Origin of the sequence: Primorskyibacter marinus, from assembly GCF_003313245.1 — a bacterium.
GTDB lineage: Bacteria > Pseudomonadota > Alphaproteobacteria > Rhodobacterales > Rhodobacteraceae > Primorskyibacter > Primorskyibacter marinus.
The window spans coordinates 404,289-422,531 of record NZ_QJSD01000002.1; the positions used below are offsets into that span (position 1 = coordinate 404,289).

The 18,243-nt window shown below is 62.4% G+C and carries 20 protein-coding genes; 5 read left to right on the forward strand and 15 right to left on the reverse strand.

Features of this window, described 5'->3' with window-relative positions:
* Nucleotides 1–3: 3 nt before the first annotated feature.
* The 4 genes from DMZ65_RS05800 to leuS form a co-directional block, all read right to left on the reverse strand.
* The gene (locus DMZ65_RS05800; RefSeq protein ID WP_116597948.1) at nucleotides 4–594 is read right to left on the reverse strand and encodes a glutathione S-transferase family protein; all 591 of its coding nucleotides are present in this window, start codon (nucleotides 592–594) and stop codon (nucleotides 4–6) included.
* 148 nt (nucleotides 595–742) lie between these two features.
* Complete coding sequence (gene holA, locus DMZ65_RS05805) at nucleotides 743–1,768, reverse strand: DNA polymerase III subunit delta (RefSeq protein ID WP_116597949.1); 1,026 nt, start codon at nucleotides 1,766–1,768, stop codon at nucleotides 743–745.
* Nucleotides 1,765–2,247, reverse strand: coding sequence for an LPS assembly lipoprotein LptE (lptE, locus tag DMZ65_RS05810; RefSeq protein WP_232824897.1), 483 nt, complete (start codon nucleotides 2,245–2,247; stop codon nucleotides 1,765–1,767). The genes holA and lptE overlap by 4 nt, the downstream gene beginning before the upstream one ends.
* Entirely contained in the window at nucleotides 2,237–4,792 is a 2,556-nt protein-coding gene (gene leuS / locus DMZ65_RS05815; RefSeq protein WP_116597951.1) for a leucine--tRNA ligase, read from the reverse strand. Before leuS ends, lptE begins: the two co-directional genes overlap by 11 nt.
* A 172-nt stretch (nucleotides 4,793–4,964) precedes the next feature.
* Between leuS and DMZ65_RS05820 the strand changes: the two genes are divergently transcribed.
* On the forward strand, nucleotides 4,965–6,224 hold the full coding sequence (locus DMZ65_RS05820) for a glycosyltransferase family 4 protein (RefSeq protein ID WP_116598146.1): 1,260 nt from the start codon (nucleotides 4,965–4,967) through the stop codon (nucleotides 6,222–6,224).
* Between the two features lie 114 nt (nucleotides 6,225–6,338).
* Here DMZ65_RS05820 and DMZ65_RS05825 read toward each other — a convergent pair whose 3' ends face one another.
* The 4 genes from DMZ65_RS05825 to DMZ65_RS05840 form a co-directional block, all read right to left on the reverse strand.
* The gene (locus tag DMZ65_RS05825) at nucleotides 6,339–7,109 is read right to left on the reverse strand and encodes a FadR/GntR family transcriptional regulator (RefSeq protein ID WP_116597952.1); all 771 of its coding nucleotides are present in this window, start codon (nucleotides 7,107–7,109) and stop codon (nucleotides 6,339–6,341) included.
* A gap of 225 nt (nucleotides 7,110–7,334) precedes the next feature.
* Entirely contained in the window at nucleotides 7,335–8,705 is a 1,371-nt protein-coding gene (locus tag DMZ65_RS05830; RefSeq protein WP_116597953.1) for a glutamate--cysteine ligase, read from the reverse strand.
* Nucleotides 8,706–8,774: 69 nt separating this feature from the next.
* Nucleotides 8,775–9,302 carry a hypothetical protein gene (locus tag DMZ65_RS05835; RefSeq protein WP_116597954.1) on the reverse strand — a complete coding sequence of 176 codons (528 nt, stop codon included), beginning with the start codon at nucleotides 9,300–9,302 and terminating at the stop codon, nucleotides 8,775–8,777.
* Between the two features lie 22 nt (nucleotides 9,303–9,324).
* The gene (locus DMZ65_RS05840; protein ID WP_116597955.1) at nucleotides 9,325–10,047 is read right to left on the reverse strand and encodes a 16S rRNA (uracil(1498)-N(3))-methyltransferase; all 723 of its coding nucleotides are present in this window, start codon (nucleotides 10,045–10,047) and stop codon (nucleotides 9,325–9,327) included.
* A gap of 12 nt (nucleotides 10,048–10,059) precedes the next feature.
* Between DMZ65_RS05840 and ubiA the strand changes: the two genes are divergently transcribed.
* Genes ubiA through DMZ65_RS05855 form a run of 3 tightly spaced genes read left to right on the forward strand, consistent with a single transcriptional unit; the run spans nucleotide 10,060 to nucleotide 13,325 of the window.
* Nucleotides 10,060–11,025: a 4-hydroxybenzoate octaprenyltransferase gene (gene ubiA / locus DMZ65_RS05845; protein WP_116597956.1), complete on the forward strand. Its 966-nt coding sequence runs from the start codon at nucleotides 10,060–10,062 to the stop codon at nucleotides 11,023–11,025.
* Nucleotides 11,026–11,083: 58 nt separating this feature from the next.
* On the forward strand, nucleotides 11,084–13,006 hold the full coding sequence (locus DMZ65_RS05850; RefSeq protein WP_116597957.1) for an OmpA family protein: 1,923 nt from the start codon (nucleotides 11,084–11,086) through the stop codon (nucleotides 13,004–13,006).
* Entirely contained in the window at nucleotides 12,993–13,325 is a 333-nt protein-coding gene (locus DMZ65_RS05855) for a hypothetical protein (RefSeq protein WP_116597958.1), read from the forward strand. Before DMZ65_RS05850 ends, DMZ65_RS05855 begins: the two co-directional genes overlap by 14 nt.
* Nucleotides 13,326–13,332: 7 nt before the next feature.
* On the opposite strand, the gene DMZ65_RS05860 is transcribed toward DMZ65_RS05855, so the two are convergent.
* Genes DMZ65_RS05860 through pgsA form a run of 3 tightly spaced genes read right to left on the reverse strand, consistent with a single transcriptional unit; the run spans nucleotide 13,333 to nucleotide 14,686 of the window.
* Nucleotides 13,333–13,773, reverse strand: coding sequence for a molybdenum cofactor biosynthesis protein MoaE (locus tag DMZ65_RS05860; protein ID WP_116597959.1), 441 nt, complete (start codon nucleotides 13,771–13,773; stop codon nucleotides 13,333–13,335).
* Between the two features lie 3 nt (nucleotides 13,774–13,776).
* The gene (gene moaD / locus DMZ65_RS05865) at nucleotides 13,777–14,022 is read right to left on the reverse strand and encodes a molybdopterin converting factor subunit 1 (RefSeq protein ID WP_116597960.1); all 246 of its coding nucleotides are present in this window, start codon (nucleotides 14,020–14,022) and stop codon (nucleotides 13,777–13,779) included.
* 4 nt (nucleotides 14,023–14,026) lie between these two features.
* Nucleotides 14,027–14,686 carry a CDP-diacylglycerol--glycerol-3-phosphate 3-phosphatidyltransferase gene (gene pgsA, locus DMZ65_RS05870; RefSeq protein ID WP_116597961.1) on the reverse strand — a complete coding sequence of 220 codons (660 nt, stop codon included), beginning with the start codon at nucleotides 14,684–14,686 and terminating at the stop codon, nucleotides 14,027–14,029.
* Between the two features lie 83 nt (nucleotides 14,687–14,769).
* Here pgsA and DMZ65_RS05875 point away from each other — a divergent pair, with 83 nt between their 5' ends.
* On the forward strand, nucleotides 14,770–15,177 hold the full coding sequence (locus tag DMZ65_RS05875; RefSeq protein ID WP_116597962.1) for an META domain-containing protein: 408 nt from the start codon (nucleotides 14,770–14,772) through the stop codon (nucleotides 15,175–15,177).
* Here the strand turns inward: DMZ65_RS05875 and recO are convergent.
* The 4 genes from recO to DMZ65_RS05895 all read right to left on the reverse strand — a co-directional run bounded on the left by recO (nucleotide 15,140) and on the right by DMZ65_RS05895 (nucleotide 18,232).
* On the reverse strand, nucleotides 15,140–15,874 hold the full coding sequence (gene recO / locus DMZ65_RS05880) for a DNA repair protein RecO (RefSeq protein WP_116598147.1): 735 nt from the start codon (nucleotides 15,872–15,874) through the stop codon (nucleotides 15,140–15,142). The genes DMZ65_RS05875 and recO overlap by 38 nt on opposite strands.
* Before the next feature lie 194 nt (nucleotides 15,875–16,068).
* Nucleotides 16,069–16,401 (reverse strand): DUF1491 family protein, encoded by a 333-nt coding sequence (locus tag DMZ65_RS05885; RefSeq protein ID WP_116597963.1) that lies wholly within the window; start codon nucleotides 16,399–16,401, stop codon nucleotides 16,069–16,071.
* 3 nt (nucleotides 16,402–16,404) lie between these two features.
* Entirely contained in the window at nucleotides 16,405–17,313 is a 909-nt protein-coding gene (gene era / locus DMZ65_RS05890) for a GTPase Era (RefSeq protein ID WP_116597964.1), read from the reverse strand.
* Between the two features lie 16 nt (nucleotides 17,314–17,329).
* Entirely contained in the window at nucleotides 17,330–18,232 is a 903-nt protein-coding gene (locus DMZ65_RS05895) for a DMT family transporter (protein ID WP_116597965.1), read from the reverse strand.
* Nucleotides 18,233–18,243 lie beyond the last annotated feature (11 nt).

Sequence of the window (18,243 nt, forward strand, 5' to 3'; positions counted from 1 at the left end):
GGGTCAGGCACCGTAGGCAACGGTGCGTTGAAACGCTTCACGTCCGCGCAGGCGTTTGAGGTAGTCTACAAACTCTGCCGAGGCATCGGGGAATTTCGCGGTGCGCGACCAGCCGCCGCAATGGCCAAGAATGATGTCCGGGATCGTCAGATCCTCGCCCATCAGGAACGGCCCACGGATTTCACCGGTCAGACGTTCCAGATTGCGCGAAAACTCCAGCTTCAGACTGTCCTTGATCGCGGGAACCCGCTCTTCCTTCGGCAGGATGAAACTGTGCCGCGCCGCTGCCCACAGGACCGAGTCGATTTCGTCGAGGATGCGGAAGGTCAGCGCATCCTGACGCGCCCGGTCCAGCGTGCCGGCGGGGCAGGTCAGCGCGCCGTGCTTGTCCGCCAGATACGTCAAAATCGCGGTCGAATCAGGGATCACCGCGTCACCTTCCAGCAAGACCGGGATCTTGCCCAGCGGGCTGACAGCGGTCACCTCGTCAGATCGGGGCGCGGCGGGACGGTGTTCAAACGGCACGCCCAGTTCTTCCAGACACCACAGAACCCTGAACGTGCGGCTCTGAACGCCACCGATAACCGTATACATATTATCGCCTCCCCCGTTTCTCACGGCCAGACTGCGCGCTGCGTCTTGCCGTGACAAGCCCACAAACGGGCCGCTTCGCACGTTGTGGGATAACCGATTGCCCCAGGTTCGCAAAGCTGCCGTCGCCATAGCAAGCGCAAATCCGGTGTTAGCGCCGCGCCAACATCGACAGCCGAATCAGAACCCGTTCGACAAGCGCCATGGTCGGAGCGTGCTGACCGGCAGAGCGCAGTTGAAGTTCCGTATCCGTCAGCATCGTCATGGCTTGTTCCAGCCGCGCTGTGCCCCAGTTCTGCGCCTGCCGCATCACCCGGTCGCGCCGCGGGCCGAACACCGGCGGGCGCAGCTTGCCGATGCCCGATCCAGCACCGCCGGGGTCCGATGCGACCTTGTGCAGGATCTTGAAATGCCGCGTCGCGCCGATCATCAGGGCAACCGCGTTGGTGCCTTGTGACTGCAACCGCGCCATGACCGGGCCAATCTCGCCGGTGCGCGCCTCTGCGACGATATTGAGGATGTCGTCGACCTCTGCCTCCGTCGAACTGGGGGCGCAGGCCGCCACATCCTCTGCCGTGGCGGGCGCATCCTGACCCAGCATATACAGCGCCAGCTTTTCGACGGTCTGACGAAAATCACCGGGGTCGAGATGCCGCGACAGCATGGTCAAGGCCTCCATCGCGTCCACTGACGGCGCGGGCAGGCCAGAGCGCTTGAGATCTGCCTCGATCTCGGCCCGGCTGGGCGGGTCATCGTAAATGCCGACGGCATAGGCGTTGGGGTGGCTTTCGAACAGCTTGCGCAAGGCGGATTTCGCGGTCAGCTGCCCGGCGGTCACGATCACCTGCGCATCGCCCGGCTGCCAATCCTGAAGCGCCGCCGTCACCACCTTGGCGATCCCGTCCGTGGCCTCTTCGAGAAAGGCGACACGCGGACCGGGAAAAAAGCTTTGCGCCTTGATCGCGTCGGACAGGGCTGCGGGGTCCTTGCGCAGATCGGCGGCGGGCAGGCGCGTCAGCCGCATTTCCTCTTCGCCCTCGGGCCCGATCAGGGCGGCAATCACCTGCTGACGTTTCAGCGCGACGCGCATCGCGTCGGGACCAAAGATCAGCAGGCCGGTCTTGGCCGGGTCGGGCTTTGCAAAATAGCCCGCCGCATCGCGCGCGGACAGTTTCATGCGGGCAGGTCCGGGGCCTGAAGAAGCAGCTGATCGACCAGTTGATCGGCGAGAATGATCATCAGCCTTGCGGCGGCGTCGCGTTGCGATGCCTGCGTGGCGACGGTGGATCCAGTGGGCGAATAGGACGAAAAGCTGTCAACCTTGCCGGAGGCCACAACGCGGTCATCGGTATCGGTCAGCGACCATGTCGCCGACCCCGACATATGATAGCGCGAGGTCACGCCTTCCGACGTTGTCCCAAGATCGTCCCGTCCGGTCTTGAGCGCATAGCTCAGTAAAAACCGGCCAGACGGCGCATGGCCAAGACGCTCTTCCAGACGCTGGTTGAGAAGATAATCGTTTCGGCCATCGGGTGCATCCAGACGCACCTGCCCCTGCAACGCCGATGCGCCGCCGCGCGGCCCGTAGGCAGGCGTAAAGCCGCAGGCCCCGAGGGCCAGCGCAGACAGCAGGAAAAGGCGGCGATCAGACGACAAGGTTGATGATCCGTCCCGGAACCACGATGACTTTCTTCGGTTGGGCACCATCCAGCACCCGCAGCACGGCCTCATGCGCCAGTGCCATTTTCTCAACTTCGGCCTTGTCGGCGTCCTTGGCAACGGTAATCTCGCCGCGACGCTTGCCATTGACCTGAATAGGCAGGGTTACGCTGTCCTCGACCCGCATCGCGTCATCCGCGACGGGCCATGGCGCATTGGCGATCAGACCTTCGCCGCCCAGTAACTGCCAGACTTCCTCGGCCAGATGCGGGGTCATTGGTGACATCAACTGCGCCAGCGCCCGCATCGCCTCGCGTTTCGCCGCTGCCCCGGCTTTGGCCTTGGACAGGACGTTGGTGAACGCATAGAGCCGCGCGATAGAGGCGTTGAAGCCGAAGCTTTCCACGCCCATCGTCACATCGTGGATGGCCTTGTGCATCTCTCGCAAGAGGGCTTCGTCCCCGTCCTGCGGACCGGTCTGGTCCGCGGCAATCTCCGCGGCGATGCGGTAGACGCGGGCAAGGTGCTTGCTGGCGGCCTCGGCACCGCTTGCGGTCCATTCCACGTCGCGTTCGGGCGGGCTGTCGGACAGAACGAACCAGCGCGCGGTGTCAGCACCATATTGTGCGATAATCTGTTCCGGATCGACAACGTTGTTCTTGGACTTGGACATCTTGGCCGAAGGGATGATCTCTACTTCGGTGCCGTCCTTCAGAATCCCTTTGCCGTCACGCAGATCCACATCTTCGGGGTAGTGATAGACCGGGCGACCGTTTTCGTCGCGCGTCTGATAGATCGCATGTGTGACCATGCCTTGCGTGAACAGCGCGTTGAACGGCTCGGCGCATTTTTCGGGCAGGTGGCCGGTCTGGATCATCGCGCGGGCGAAGAAACGCGAATACAGCAGGTGCAGGATCGCGTGTTCGATGCCGCCGATATACTGGTCGACATTCATCCAGTATTCGGCCTCGGCCATATCCGTGGGCGTGGTGGCACGCGGTGCGGTGAAGCGCGCGAAATACCACGAACTGTCCACGAATGTGTCCATCGTATCGGTTTCGCGCTGCGCCGCCGCGCCACATTTCGGGCAGGTGCAATCGCGCCAGGTCGGGTGACGATCCAAAGGGTTGCCCGGCACGTCAAAGCTGACATCATCGGGCAGTTTGATCGGCAGGTTTTCCTTGGCTTCGGGCACGACGCCGCAAGCCTCGCAATGCACGACGGGGATCGGGCAACCCCAATAGCGTTGACGGCTGAGACCCCAGTCGCGCAGCCGGAACTTGGTGACGCCCTGGCCCACGCCATTGGCTTCGCAGAAATCAACCGCCGCATCCACGGCTTCGTCGCCGGTCTGCACCTCTTTGCCCGCGATCAGACGGGTATAGCGAACCTGTTCGGTCTTTGCGGGCACGAACGGTTCTGCCTGAATGTCATGCGCGCCGTCGAGCGGCAGGAACGTGTCCAGGATGGGAAGATCGTATTTCACGCAGAAATCATGGTCGCGCTGGTCATGGCCGGGACAGCCGAAAATTGCGCCGGTGCCGTAATCCATCAGGATGAAGTTGGCGATATAGACCGGCAGTTCCCAGCCGTTATCAAAGGGATGCATGACCTTGAGGCCAGTGTCATAACCTTTCTTCTCGGCCGTCTCCAATGCCTCGGCGGTGGTGCCGCCGCGGCGCGCATCGGCGCAGAAGGCGGCAACCTCGGGATTGTCCCGCTCCAACTGCTTGGCCAGCGGATGATCGGGCGAGACACCAACGAAAGAGGCCCCCATCAACGTGTCGGGGCGTGTGGTGTAAACCTCGACCCGGTCCATGCCATGCGGGCCGTCGATCAGGCTGAAGCTGAACTGAAGCCCGCGCGATTTGCCGATCCAGTTGGCCTGCATCAGCTTGACCTTGGCGGGCCAGTCATCCAGCCCGTCCAGCGCGTCCAGAAGTTCTTCCGACATGTCGGAGATCTTGAAGAACCACTGCGTCAATTCGCGGCGTTCCACTTCGGCACCCGACCGCCAGCCCTTGCCGTCGATCACCTGTTCATTGGCCAGCACCGTCATGTCCACCGGATCCCAGTTGACCACGGCGTTCTTGCGGTAGACCAGCCCGGTATCCAGCATATCGATGAACAGCGCCTGCTGCTGACCGTAATATTCCGGGTCGCAGGTTGCGAACATCCGGGACCAGTCAAGACCGAAGCCCAGCGGCTTCATCTGTTCAACCATCGTGTCGATGTTGGAATAGGTCCAGTCCTTGGGGTGGCCGCCGATCGCCATGGCGGCGTTTTCGGCTGGCATTCCGAACGCGTCAAACCCCATCGGGTGCAGAACGTTATGACCGGTGGACAGCTTGTACCGCGCGATCACGTCGCCCATCGTGTAATTGCGCACATGGCCGATATGGATGCGCCCGGACGGGTAGGGGAACATTTCGAGCACATAGTATTTCGGCTTGTCGCCCTCCCGCGTGGCGGTGAAGGTTCCGGCCTCTTCCCAGGCCTGTTGCCATTTCGGCTCGATTTCGGCGGGGGTATAGCGGGGCATGTGGGGTTTCCTTTGGGCAGGCGGGCGTCTTTGCAGTCGCAGGGGTGATAGGACCATGGGGCGTCCGGGTAAAGTGCCTCTGGGCAAATCGGACCCGCCCGGCGCGTAGAGTTTGCCTCTTTCCGGCAGCCGGATATAACAGGGCGGTGTCCGTTTGCAGGAAATCATTGCCATGAAGATATTGCTGATCCACCAGAATTTCCCCGGTCAGTACAAGCATATCGCGCCGGTTCTGGTGCAGATGGGCCATCAGATCGTGGCGCTGACGCCGAAGGTGGACAAACCTGTCAAATGGCAGGGGGTGCAGGTTATCCCCTACAAAATCAGCGGGGCGTCGTCGCGCGATATTCATCCCTGGCTGTCTGATTTCGAGACAAAGCTCTTGCGCGGGCACAGTTGTTACACTGCCGCAATGGCGCTGAAGGCGCAGGGGTTCGAGCCTGACATGATCCTGGCCCATCACGGCTGGGGCGAAAGCCTGTTTCTCAAAGATGTGTGGCCGGGTGCACGTCTGGGTCTGTATTGCGAGCTTTACCACCTGTCCGCGCAACCGTTCCTGGGGTTCGATCCGGAATTCCCGACGCCTGCTGCCGAACAGGACGCGCTGCGGATCCGGCTGAAAAACCTCAACAACCGGTTGCATTCCGAAGTGATAGATCTGGGTATCAGCCCGACGCGGTTTCAGGCCGATACCTTCCCCGACCATTACCGCAAGCGTATCACGGTGGTGCATGACGGGGTGAATACCGAGGATGTAAAGCCCGACCCGGCGGCAAGGCTGGAAGTGACGGGCGGTCGCGTGCTGACCCGTGACGACGAGGTTGTGACCTTCATCAACCGCAATCTGGAACCCTATCGCGGCTATCACATCTTCATGCGCGCGCTGCCGCAGATCTTGAAACGGCGGCCAGAGGCGCAGGTGGTGATGCTGGGTGGCGATGAGGTCAGCTATGGCGCGCGCGCGCCTGCGGGCAAGACATGGAAGCAGATCTATATTGACGAGGTGCGCGGGCAGATTTCAGATGAGGACTGGGCGCGGGTGCATTTTCTGGGGCGCGTGCCCTATGACCGCTTCCTGTCGATGATGCAGGTCAGCCGGGCGCATGTTTACCTGACCTATCCGTTTGTCCTGTCCTGGTCGCTGCTGGAATCGATGGCCTGTGAAAGCGCAATTTTGGCGAGCGATACGGCACCGGTGAAAGAGGTCCTGACAGAGGGAGAAACCGGCTGGATGGTTGATTTCTTCGACAAGGACGCGTTGGTCGACAGGCTCTGCGATCTGCTGGATGATCCGGACACGCGGGCGCGTATGGGCAAGGCCGCGCGAGAATTCGTGGTAAAGCACTACGATCTGCGCAAAGTCTGCCTGCCGAAGCAGTTGGCATGGGTCGAGGCACTTTCCCGCACCGAGCCGCGCGCGCCAATGGACTGATGTGCTTTCTGCCTGAAACAGACCGGGTTTGCAGCCATGCCATAAGCACCGCTGCCAGAGGTGACGCGATCACAAAGCCCACCGGTTGATTTGCCAAGCCGGGATGCGCCGGGGTCAGGTGCGGCTTTGTTCGTGTTCAAAGCGCTGGCGGGCGATTTCTTCATTGCGTTCGGCCTTGCGATGCTCGGTCAAGGCGCTCTCGACGTAATTCAGATGGTCTTCTACCGCCTTGCGCGCCGCGTCAGGATCGCGGGCCTGTAGGGCGTTGTTGATCTGACGATGCTGGTCCAGCAGCGTTTCACGCGTGGTCCGTTGTTGGAACATGATCCGGCGATTGTAGAACACGCCTTCGCGCAACAACTGATACATCGACCGCATCATATGCAACATGATTACGTTGTGACTGGATTCGATGATGGCAAGGTGGAAATCCGCATCAAGGCTTGCCTCGTCACTCGGATCGCGCTTGGCATGGGCGGCCTGCATTTTGTTGAAAACCGATTGGATGACTTTCAGATCGGTGTCCGATGCCAGGCGCGCGGCGCGCTCTGCCGCCAATCCTTCCATGTCGCGGCGGAAGGACAGGTAATCGAATACCGCCTCATCATGTGTCGCAAAGAGCTTTATCAGCGCATCCGAGAAGGCAGAGCCCAGCACGTCGGCCACATAAATACCGGCACCGGCGCGGCTGGCCAGAAGACCACGGTTTTGCAGGTCCGCCGCCGCCTCGCGCAGCGACGGCCGTGACACGCCAAGCCGCTCCGACAACTCGCGCTCGGGGGGCAAGCGTTCGCCGGGGCGCAGGACGCCGCGCAGGATCAGCTTTTCGATCTGTCGCGCGACCGACGTTGATAGCTTTTCTGGCTGAACCTTCTGGAATGGCATTTGCTGACCTCTTCGGGAATTGGTTAAACAATATGACCGCTGACAGTTGCGCGCAAGCGGGTCGCACCGCCGTATTCCAGGAGGGTTTGGGCGTTCCATGGCCGTTGCGCCGCATCTGTTGCGCCCCGGCCCCTCTGCGGTTCATCTTGGTCGCGCCTGGCTTATAGCGTCGCAAGATCGCGCAGCCCCCATGATTTTGGGGTACTGCGGCACGTCGCGGCGGCGTCAGTAGCTGTATTGGGCGTAAACGCGCGTCAGATCGCCGTCCCAGTCCCCTGCATAATGTTCAAGCAACTCGTCAGCGGGGGTTTTGCCAGATTCGACGCTTTCCTTCAGAGCATTCAGGAAATGGGTTTCGTCAGGCACCAGCCCACCTGCGCCGGGCCGCGCGCGGGCTTTCAGCCCGGCTTCGGCAATTTCAACGGTCTGGCGGGCCAGATCATGCATGTCGATCCCCCCGACCTTGGCCTGAAGCGCGTCCTGCGACGCGGCAACGCGCAACGCCTCGCGGGTTTCGGCGTCCCAATCCTTGGCAAGATCCCAGGCGGCATCCAGTGCGGTCTGGTCATATAGCAGGCCGACCCAATAGGCGGGCAGCGCACACAGCCTGCGCCACGGGCCGCCATCGGCACCGCGCATCTCAAGGAATTTCTTCACCCGCGCTTCGGGGAAAATCGTCGTCAGGTGGTCTGCCCAATCCGACAGGGTCGGGATCTCGCCGGGCAGGGCGGGCAGTTCGCCTTTCAGGAAATCGCGGAAGGACTGGCCAAGCGCGTCGATATACTTGCCATCGCGGTAGACGAAATACATCGGCACATCGAGCGCGTATTCCACCCAGGTCTCGAACCCGAAACCATCGTCGAAAACAAACGGCAGCGTGCCGGTGCGGTCCGGGTCAAGATCGCGCCAGATCCGGCTGCGCCAGCTTTTGTGGCCGTTGGGGCGGCCCTCGAAGAACGGCGAATTGGCAAAAAGCGCCGTCGCCACCGGTTGCAGGGCGAGGGCCACGCGCATCTTCTTGACCATGTCCGCCTCGGACGAAAAGTCCAGGTTCACCTGAACGGTGCAGGTCCGGTACATCATGGATTTGCCCATGGTGCCGACGCGGTCCATGTATTCGTTCATCAGCCGATACCGGCCCTTGGGCATCATCGGCATTTCGTCATGCGTCCAGATCGGGGCGGCACCCAGACCGATGAACCCCACCCCGACCTCATCGGCGATGTCTTTCACGTCGCGCAGATGGGCGTTCACCTCGTCGCAGGTCTCGTGGATCGTTTCCAGCGGCGCGCCGGACAGTTCCAACTGCCCGCCGGGTTCCAGACTGACATTGGCACCGTCCTTTTCCAGCCCGATCAGCTTGCCTGCTTCTTCGACAGGGGCCCAGCCATGACGGTCACGCAGACCCTCCAGCATCGCCAGAATGGACCGCTCGCCTTCGTAGGGCAGGGGCTTCAGCGTGTCCTTGCAATAGCCGAATTTCTCGTGCTCGGTGCCGATGCGCCAGTCCTCTTTCGGCTTGCAGCCGGAGGCAAGGTAGTCTGTCAGCTGATCTATGTGTTCAACGGGGCCGCCGCCGGACTGTGGAATGGACATGTGGCAAGGCTCCGAATTGCAGGGTCTGTTCGTGTCAGTTCACAGGGATGGGGCGAAATGGCGGGGCTGTCAATGCAGCCGGGCGGATGGGCGGGGCATGTCGGTGCGGTGCCAGATCACGATCCGTTCAGTGCCACCGGCCTGCATCTGGCGCAACATGTGTTCGGTGCGGATGCCGGGAAGGGCGGCAAATGCATCGAATAACGCATCGGCACCGGCAGCGCCCAGCGGGATTTGCAGGTCAGGTTCGCCGCGCCGCGACAAGACCCAATGCGGCGGTTTCGAGCCCGGATCTATGGCCAGCGCGCGCAGATCCGCCAGATCGGCAATGCCGCCCGACAATGGCCCGAAATACGCAATCCGGCCCTCGTCGATCTGCACCACGCCCGGCGCGGTGTCTTCGGTGCGAAATCGCGCACGCTGCACACCCATGACGGTCAGGGCGATGCCGATCAGCAGCACCGGATAGCCCATCCAGTTGAGGATGCCCCAGAGGTTGATGACCCAATGTAGGCCAAGTGCGGCCACCGCCAGCCCGACGATGGTTTCGCGCCAGCGCCAAAGCGCGGCCTTGGCCTCGCGGCGCAGCAAGGTCATGCCGCAGCCCCGGCGCGCGGGGTCATTGCCAGTCTCCCAGCGCCATCTGCCACAGCGTCATCGCCGCCACGGCGGCGGTGTCGGCCCGCAGGATGCGGGGACCAAGGCTGACGACATGCGCTTGCGGCAGAGCCGTCAGGCGTGTGCGTTCTGCTTCGGAAAAGCCGCCCTCTGGACCGATGAGAATCGCCCACGGACCGGGCGTCGCATTGGCGAGGCGGGTGGCGGACCCGGCTTCTGCCTCATTGCAGAACATCAGCTGGCGATCCGCATGCCAGTTGTCCAGCACGGCGTCCAGCTTGGTCAGGTCCGCCACCTCGGGCACGAATGTCCCGCCGCATTGTTCGGCGGCCTCGACAGAGTGCGCTTGCAGGCGGTCCTGGCGGATACGCTCGGAATTGGTGAACCGGGTCTGGACGGGCATGATCCGCGCGGCACCCATTTCCGCTGCCTTTTCAACGATGAAATCGGTGCGGGCCTTCTTGATCGGGGCAAAAAGCAGCCACAGGTCCGGCGGGTTGCGCTGCGGCGCGGTCTGCGCGCGGCAGACCAGCACGCCGTTGCGCTTGTTGGCGACGGCCACATCGGTGCGCCATTCGCCGTCCCGCCCGTTGAACACAAGCACACCGTCGCCCACGGCAAGCCGCATCACCGCAAAAAGGTAATGCGCCTGGTCGCGCGTCAGGGCGAGCGATTGCCCTTCCCCCAGCGGGTGATCTACATAGAGCCGTATCTTTGCTGTCATGGAGCGTAACATATGCCCGACCAACCGCCGATGCCAGAGGCCGATGGACAGGTTTCCGACGCCGTGCGCGGCAACTGGGTGGACAGGCTCGCCCCCGCCCCCGCGCGCCCCTATTTCCGGCTGAGCCGTCTGGACCGCCCGATCGGCACATGGCTGCTGCTTTTGCCGTGCTGGTGGGGGCTGTTGCTGGCGATGCTGTCGGACGGGCAGGCGCGGTGGGAGGATCTGTGGATCTTTGCGGGCTGCGGGATTGGCGCGATCCTGATGCGCGGCGCGGGCTGCACATGGAATGACATCACCGACCGGCATATCGACGGATCGGTGGCGCGTACGGCGTCGCGGCCGATCCCGTCGGGGCAGGTCAGCGTCGGCCAAGCGCTGGTATGGCTGGCAGCGCAGGCGCTGGTGGCCTTTGCCATCCTGCTCAGCTTTCATCCGATGGCGATCCTGCTTGGCGTGATCGCCTTGGCACCTGTGGCGATCTACCCGTTCGCCAAGCGGTTCACTTGGTGGCCGCAGATTTTTCTGGGCATCGCCTTCAACTGGGGCGCGTTGCTGGCCTGGACCGCGCATCGCGGTGTGCTGGAATGGCCTGCGGTGATCCTGTACCTGTCGGGGATGGCGTGGACGCTGTTTTATGATACGATCTATGCCCATCAGGATACCGAGGATGATGCGCTGATCGGGGTGAAATCCACCGCCCGTCTGTTCGGCGAGGCCAGCCCGAAATGGCTGGCGCGCTTCATGAAGGTCAGCGTTGCCTTGATGGTGCTGGCTATTCTCGCCGCGATTCCGCGCGCCGAGACCCTGACACTGGTCGTGGCCATCGCCGGCGCGCTTGGCTTTGTGGGCCACATGCTGTGGCAGTTGCGCCTTTTCGACCCTGATGACAATGACCGGCTGCTGATGCTGTTCCGGTCCAACCGAAATGCCGGCCTGCTGCCTGTGCTGTTTTTCGCCGTAGCGCTTTTCGCGTGATTGCACCCCTGCGGCGCTGACTGTATCAGAAGCCAACTCCACGCTGCTTGGAATGCCCATGCGTTTGTCAAAGTTGTTCATTTCGCTATTGGCCTTTGGCCTCGCGGCGCTGCTTTGTCTGGTCGCGGCCTACTTTTCTGTCCGTGTCATCGAAAACAATTCCATCAAAGAAGTGCGTCAGGAACTCGACAAGGCTGCGCTGACCTGGGCGGATGTGGATTCCGACGGGTTGCAGATTTTCCTGATCGGAACCGCCCCGACCGAGGCCGCCCGCTTTGATGCGCTTAGCGCTGCCGGGCGGGTTGTGGATGCCTCCCGCGTGCTGGATCAGATGAACGTCGCCGACACTGCCGATCTGGTGCCGCCCCGCTTCTCGGTCGAGATTCTGCGCAACGATGCCGGTATCTCGTTGATCGGTCTGGTCCCGGCCAGCACTGACCGGGAGGCCCTGCTTGCCCAGGTCCGCGATATTGCCGGTGATCCGGATCAGGTGTCCGACCTTCTGGAAGTTGCCAGCTTCGATGCGCCGGACGGATGGGCCGACGCGCTGCGTTTCAGCTTGTGGGCGTTGGAAGATCTGCCACGCTCAAAAATCTCTGTCGGGGCGGATCAGGTGCAGATTACCGCGATGACCGACAGCGATGCCACGCGTCGCAAGATGGAAAGCGATCTGGTGCGCCGGGCGGGTGACAAGGTTGCCTTGTCGCTGGACCTGTCCGCGCCGCGCCCGGTGATCAGCCCCTTCACGCTGCGCTTCCTGATCGAAGACGGCAAAGCCAAATTCGATGCCTGCTCTGCCGGGACCGAAGAGGGGCGTGACCGTATCCTTGCCGCGGCAAATGCTGCCGGGCTGAACGACAAGGCCAGTTGCACCATCGGGCTGGGCATCCCGTCCAAGACCTGGCCACAGGCCGCCGAACTGGCGATTGGCGCGCTGGCAGAGGTCGGCGGCGGCAGCGTCACCTTCTCGGACGCCGATATCTCGCTGCTTGTGCCCGAAGGCACTGATCGCGGGGTGTTCGATCATGTCGTCGGAGAGTTGGAGAACGCGCTGCCCGAGGTTTTCGCGCTGACGGCAGTGCTGCCCGAAACGCCGGAGGAGGGCGAACAGGGACCGCCTGAGTTCATTGCCACCCTCAGCCCCGAAGGTGCCGTGCAGATGCGCGGCCGGGTTGCGGGTGCGTTGGAACGCCAGACCGCCGAAAGCTATGCCAAGGCGCGGTTCGGCAGCGGCGCGTCCCGCATGTCCGCGCGTATCGACGAATCCCTTCCTGCCTCTTGGTCGGTGCGCGTTCTGGCCGGGCTGGAAGCGCTGGCGCAACTGAAAAACGGCGCGGTCACGATCACGCCCGACACATTCGAGGTTGCGGGCGATACCGGACTGGTCGACGCCAATGCGACGATTGCGCAATTGTTGTCGCAAAAGTTGGGTGAAGGTGCCGATTTCGACATCAAAGTGACCTATCTTGAAAAGCTTGATCCGACGCTGGGTATACCTACCCCCGATGAATGCGAGGCGGGCATCGTCGAGATTATCGGCAACCGCAAGATTAGCTTTGAGCCCGGCGCGTCGACCTTTGACAGTGCGGCCAAGGACATTCTGGACGATATTGCCGAACTGTTGAAGAAATGCGGTGACATCCCGCTTGAGATCGGCGGACATACCGATAGTCAGGGCCGCGAATCGATGAACCAGCAGCTAAGCCAGGAACGCGCGCAAGCGGTGCTGGATGCGCTGCGCAATCGCCGGGTTCTGACCGCGTCATACCGGGCGGTGGGCTACGGCGAAGACCAGCCGATCGCCGATAATGGCAGTGCAGACGGACGCGAAGTCAACCGCCGGATCGAGTTCAAGCTGGTGCGGCCGGACGTGACAGAAGAAGATGCCGAAGCTCCGGATGAAACCGAAGCCGAAACCGAGGCAGAGGCCGAAGCGGCCGCAGACCAGAACGAGGAGACCCAAGGGGATGAACAGAACTGAATTTGTGGTGGCGACGGCCATCATTCTGTTCGTGGCATTTTGCATGGGTTGGTTTGCCAATTGGTTGCTGCATCGCTTCACCCGCGTTTCCAAAACGGATGTCGACGAGCTGGAACGGATGAGCCAGGAGCTGCATGACGCGGAAGAGACCCGCGATCAGGCGATCACCTATCTGCAACAGCGCGAAGCTGAACTGACCAACCAGTTGGCCCAGTCAGAGGCAGAGCGCAGCGCCGCAATGGAAGGCCTGCGTGATGCGCGCTACGAATCCGAAGAGCTTCGCGCCTATGTCGAACGGATGAGCCAAGGCAAAAGCTGAGGCGCGGCTACCAGCGGGTCAGCGCGTCCTCATCGGCATCCTTGGCCGCGACCCAGGCGGACCCGTCCTTGCCGATCTCTTTTTTCCAGAAAGGTGCCCGTGATTTCAGGTAATCCATCAAGAATTCCGCCGCCTCAAACGCGTCGGCGCGGTGGGGGGCGGCCGTTGCAACCATCATGATCATCTCGCCCGGCACCATGCGCCCGTGGCGGTGAATGACCAGCGCATCGCCCAGTGACCAGCGGGAGGCCGCCTCTGCCGCGATCTTTTCCAGCGCCTTCGCGGTCATGCCGGGGTAGTGCTCGATCTCCATGGCAGACAGATCACCGGAGATGTCACGCACGATGCCGGTAAATGTGACCACAGCCCCCATATCGTGCCGATTCGTCGCAAATGCAGCGGCCTCTGCACCGAAATCGAATGGCTGTTCCTGCACAACGATGCGCATTGCCTAGCCTCCGGTCATCGGGGGAAAAAACGCGACCTCGCGCACGCCGGTCAGCGAGGCATCGAAATCCGACAGTTCCTGATCCAACGCCACCCGCAGCGCCGATGTGTCGGCAAAGGCCGCGGCATAGCGGTCTTCCCGCGCGGCCAGTTCCGCGACGAGGTCGGCCACGGTGCCTGCCTGCGTGTCGACGGTTTCCTTTGGAATGCCGATGCGTTCGCGCACCCATGCAAAATACAGCACGTCCATGTCATCAATCCTTCAGAAAGGGGACCGCCTTGCGGAAATAGTCCCAGCCGGTGATCAGCGTCAGGGTTGCAGCAACCCAAAGCAACGCGACCCCGAGATTTCCGGCCCAGATCATCCCCTGATATTTCCAGCGCAGTCCCAGCACATCCTCTTCGCGGCCGGCCATGATCTCTTCGAACAGCGGTTGGTCCAGTCCGAAAGTCGACATGCCCAAGTAATGCTCGAACACGCCTTGCGCGAACAGCACCGAGATCGCCACCATCTGCGCGGTGGTTTTCCACTTGGCCAGCTTTGTCACCTTCAGTGTGCCCGCCGTGTCGCCCAGAAACTCGCGCAGCCCCGAAACAAAGACCTCGCGGAACAGGATCACCGTCGCAGGCAACACCAGCCAGGGCGACATCGAGGAATAGCCCACGATCACCATCAGAGCGATCACCACCATGGCCTTGTCGGCGATCGGGTCCAGCATGGTGCCAAGCTTTGTGATCTGTTTCCATGTCCGCGCCAGATGCCCGTCGAACCAGTCTGTCACGGCGGCCGCAATGAACAGCACCAGCGCGAACCAGTCGGCATAGGGCCGCGTGAAGAACAGAAACATCACGGCAATGCCGGGCGCTGCCAGCAGGCGCAAAACGGTCAGAATATTGGGCAACGTCCATTTCATGTCATAGCTCTAGCGCGGTTGACCGGGACAGGGAAGGGTGCGCCGGAATTGCATGCCCGAAAGAATCGGATAACGTGCCTGATATGCCCAAACTCCTGCTTGTCCCCCTTCTGGCACTGGCGGCCTGTGATCGGGACGAAACGCTTGTGTCCTATGGCGGCGCTGGCACATGGCAGCTGTCCGCGCTGGACGGCGCAGACTACAGCGCCAAGGCGACGATGACCCTTGGCAAAGGCGGCGCGATCACCGGCACGGCCCCCTGCAACAGCTGGAGCGCAATGCAATCCGCGCCCTATCCATGGTTTGACCTGTCACCGATCATATCGACCCGCCGCGCCTGCCCTGACCTTCAGGCCGAAACCGCCTTTTTCACGGTACTGTCGCAGATGACCCTGTCCGAGGTTGCGGGCGACACATTGCTTCTGACCAATGATGCCGGGCGCGAAATGATCTTCACCTTTGTCGTGCCCGACGCTCAAGCGCCTCGATGAAGCGCGCCCGCGCGGCGGGCAACGGCTTGTGCAGCATATCGGCCGCGATACGATGCGTCAGGAAATGCCCTGTCGTGCCAAGCGCCAGAGCCACCTCGCCATCCTCCGCACTGCCTTCCCCCCGCAAAACCGGCGGCAATGGCAACATGCGGTCCGCCCATTCGCCCGCACCTTTGGCCGATACAGCCCGGCCCGACCGCGGCGAGACATGGACCAGCCCCTCGGTTGTCCCCGTCACCGCGCACACCCGCAGATCAAGACCAAAGCCCAACTCCTCCAGCAGCGACATCTCCCACTGCATATAGGCCAATGGCCAGATCTCGGGCTGGTCCAGCAGATCCAGCAAGGTCTCGGTGTCGCGGTAAAGCGCCGGATGCGCCTCGCGCTCGGGCAGGCAGAACAGCAACAGCGCCGTCACGCTATTCAGCCCTGCCAGCATCAACCGATCCGACATCGCCGCATACGCGCGCCCGCGCACCGGCTCGACTGTAAAGCTGCCCAACTGGTCCTCCAGCCGTGCGCGCCATGCAAGATCAAGCTGCGCGCCGGGTTGCAGCAGCGGGGCCATCTTGCGGCTCGCCGCGCCGCGCAAGACACCTGAATGCCGCCCCCGCGTCGGAGTGAAGACCTCCAGAATGGCGCTTGTTTCGCCATGCTTGCGGGCCGAAAGCAATATGCCTGTGTCGCGCCAATCCATACCAGCGAATGTGCTGCAATCCGCGCCACCTGCAAGCGGATTTTCCGGATCGCCGCCTGCACGGGATCCCAATTCGGGCCCGAGATCCGTTTCGACAGGCGGCTTGCATTCTTCCTGCCTTCTTCTTGGTCAAAATACTCCGGGGAGCGCGAGGGGCTGGCCCCTCGCTCCGTCCTCGCCTGCGCAAACTAAACTCAGTCGGACAGCCCTTCCTCATCCAGCAGATGGCGGCCTTCCCGGTCCTCGACCTCGATCACCCAAAGGTCGGGATCGAATTGCCGCTGCCGGGTGATCGCGGCATCAACCTCCGCCTCATCACCTTCGGCCAGCGTGACCCAGGCCCGCGCGCCGCTCATCAGATCAAAGCTGCGTTGAAAAACACGCGCTTGCCCGTCCAGCGTGTTGAGTTTGATCAGAACCGCGCCCGCGGTGTCATCGCCATGGGCCGTCACAAAGGCCGGGATATTTTGAAACCGCAGACGCGCCAGATAGGCATGGACCCAGAATTCGGCGGTCAAGCGGGCCATGGATCAGGCGTTGCCGTCGCGGAAATTCAGCCCCATCTCGGAATAGCGCTCGGCCTCTTCCAGCCACTTCTCGCGTACCTTGACTTGCAGAAACAGGTGAACACGGCGGCCGAGGAATTCTTCCAGCTCTTCGCGCGACGCCTTGGATACTGCCTTGATGGTTTCGCCCTTGTGGCCCAGCAGGATGCCCTTGTGACCGTCGCGGGCGACATAGATCATCTGGTCGATCCGCGCGGTCCCGTCGGGGCGCTCTTCCCAATTTTCGGTTTCGACGGTCAACTGATAGGGCAATTCCTGATGCATCCGAAGCGTCAGCTTTTCGCGGGTAATCTCGGCCGCGATCATGCGCATCGGCAGATCCGCGATCTGATCTTCGGGGTAGAACCAGGTGCCTTCGGGCAGCTCCGCACCCAGCCAGGCCTTCAGATCGGCACAGCCAAAACCCTTTTCGGCGGAAATCATAAAGGTGTTGGCAAAGGCAAATCGGTCGTTCAGATCCTTCGAAAGCGCCAGAAGAACGTCGGATTTGACCCGGTCGATCTTGTTGATCGCCAGCGCAATGTGGCCGTCTTGTCCGATCTCTGCCAGACGTTCCAGAATGGCTTCGACGCCGGGTGTGATGCCCCGGTGTGCCTCGACCAGAAGCACAACAATATCGGCATCCGCAGCACCGCCCCAGGCGGCGGCAACCATGGCACGGTCCAGCCGCCTGCGCGGACGGAACATGCCGGGCGTATCGACCAGCACGATCTGGGCGTCCCCTTCCATCGCAACGCCGCGAATGCGGGCGCGTGTGGTCTGGACCTTGTGGGTCACGATGCTGACCTTGGCGCCGACCAGTTGGTTGGTCAGCGTCGATTTGCCCGCATTGGGCTCTCCGATCAGGGCGACGAATCCGGCGCGTGTGGTCATGGGGGTTCCTTGGCTGTCAAGACTGGCGATGTAGCGCAGAGTCGGGCTTCGCGCCAGCCCTGCGATCACGCAACAGCGAAAAGATCCCGGCACCGACAATCAGTGCAGCCCCCGAAAGGGTCATCGCGTCCGGGCGTTCGCCGAACAGCGTGTAGGCCAGGATCAGCGCGACGATCAGGCGGGAATAGCGGAAGGGCGCGATCACGCCGACCTCTCCAGTGCGCATGGCGTAGGTCATGGCGGTGTAGCCAAGCACGCCCGACACAGCCGTGCCGCAGATCAAAAAAGCAGCGCCCGGCGCGGGCAGCGCCGGCATTCCGGGCTCGAAGCACAGGATGACCACCCCCGCCAGCGAAACGACTGCAAATCCCAGCACCCCAAGCTGTGCCGCGTGAACGGTTGTGGGCGCGGTGCGGGTGGCCAGATCGCGGCCCGCAAAGCCGACCATGCCAAGCAAGGCGAAGATCGCGTTTGCCTCAATCCCGGAAGGCGAGGGGCGCACGATCAGCAAAACCCCGACGAAGCCAACCGCCATGGCGGCCCAGCGACGCGGGCCGATGCGTTCACCCAGCACGAATACAGCGCCAAGCATCACCACAAGCGGGGCCGCCTGGAGGATGGCAGAGGTCGTCGAAAGCGGCGTGTAAGCCAGGCTGAGCGCAAAGAACAAGCGGCCGACGATCTCGAACCCGGTGCGGATCATCAGGCCGGGTTTCAGATAGGCGGAGGTCCAGACCGGCACACCCTGCGCCTTGGCATATATCGCGTAGAGCACCATCGCCAGAAGGCCGAATTGCAGCGTTGCCATGCCAGCGCTGATCCCGCCCGTTCCGGTCGCCGCCTTGAAAAATGCGTCCTCGATGCCGAATCCCAGCATCGCGAAGATCATCAACAGGCTGCCGCGCAGGTTGTCACTCATGGCTGCGCCGC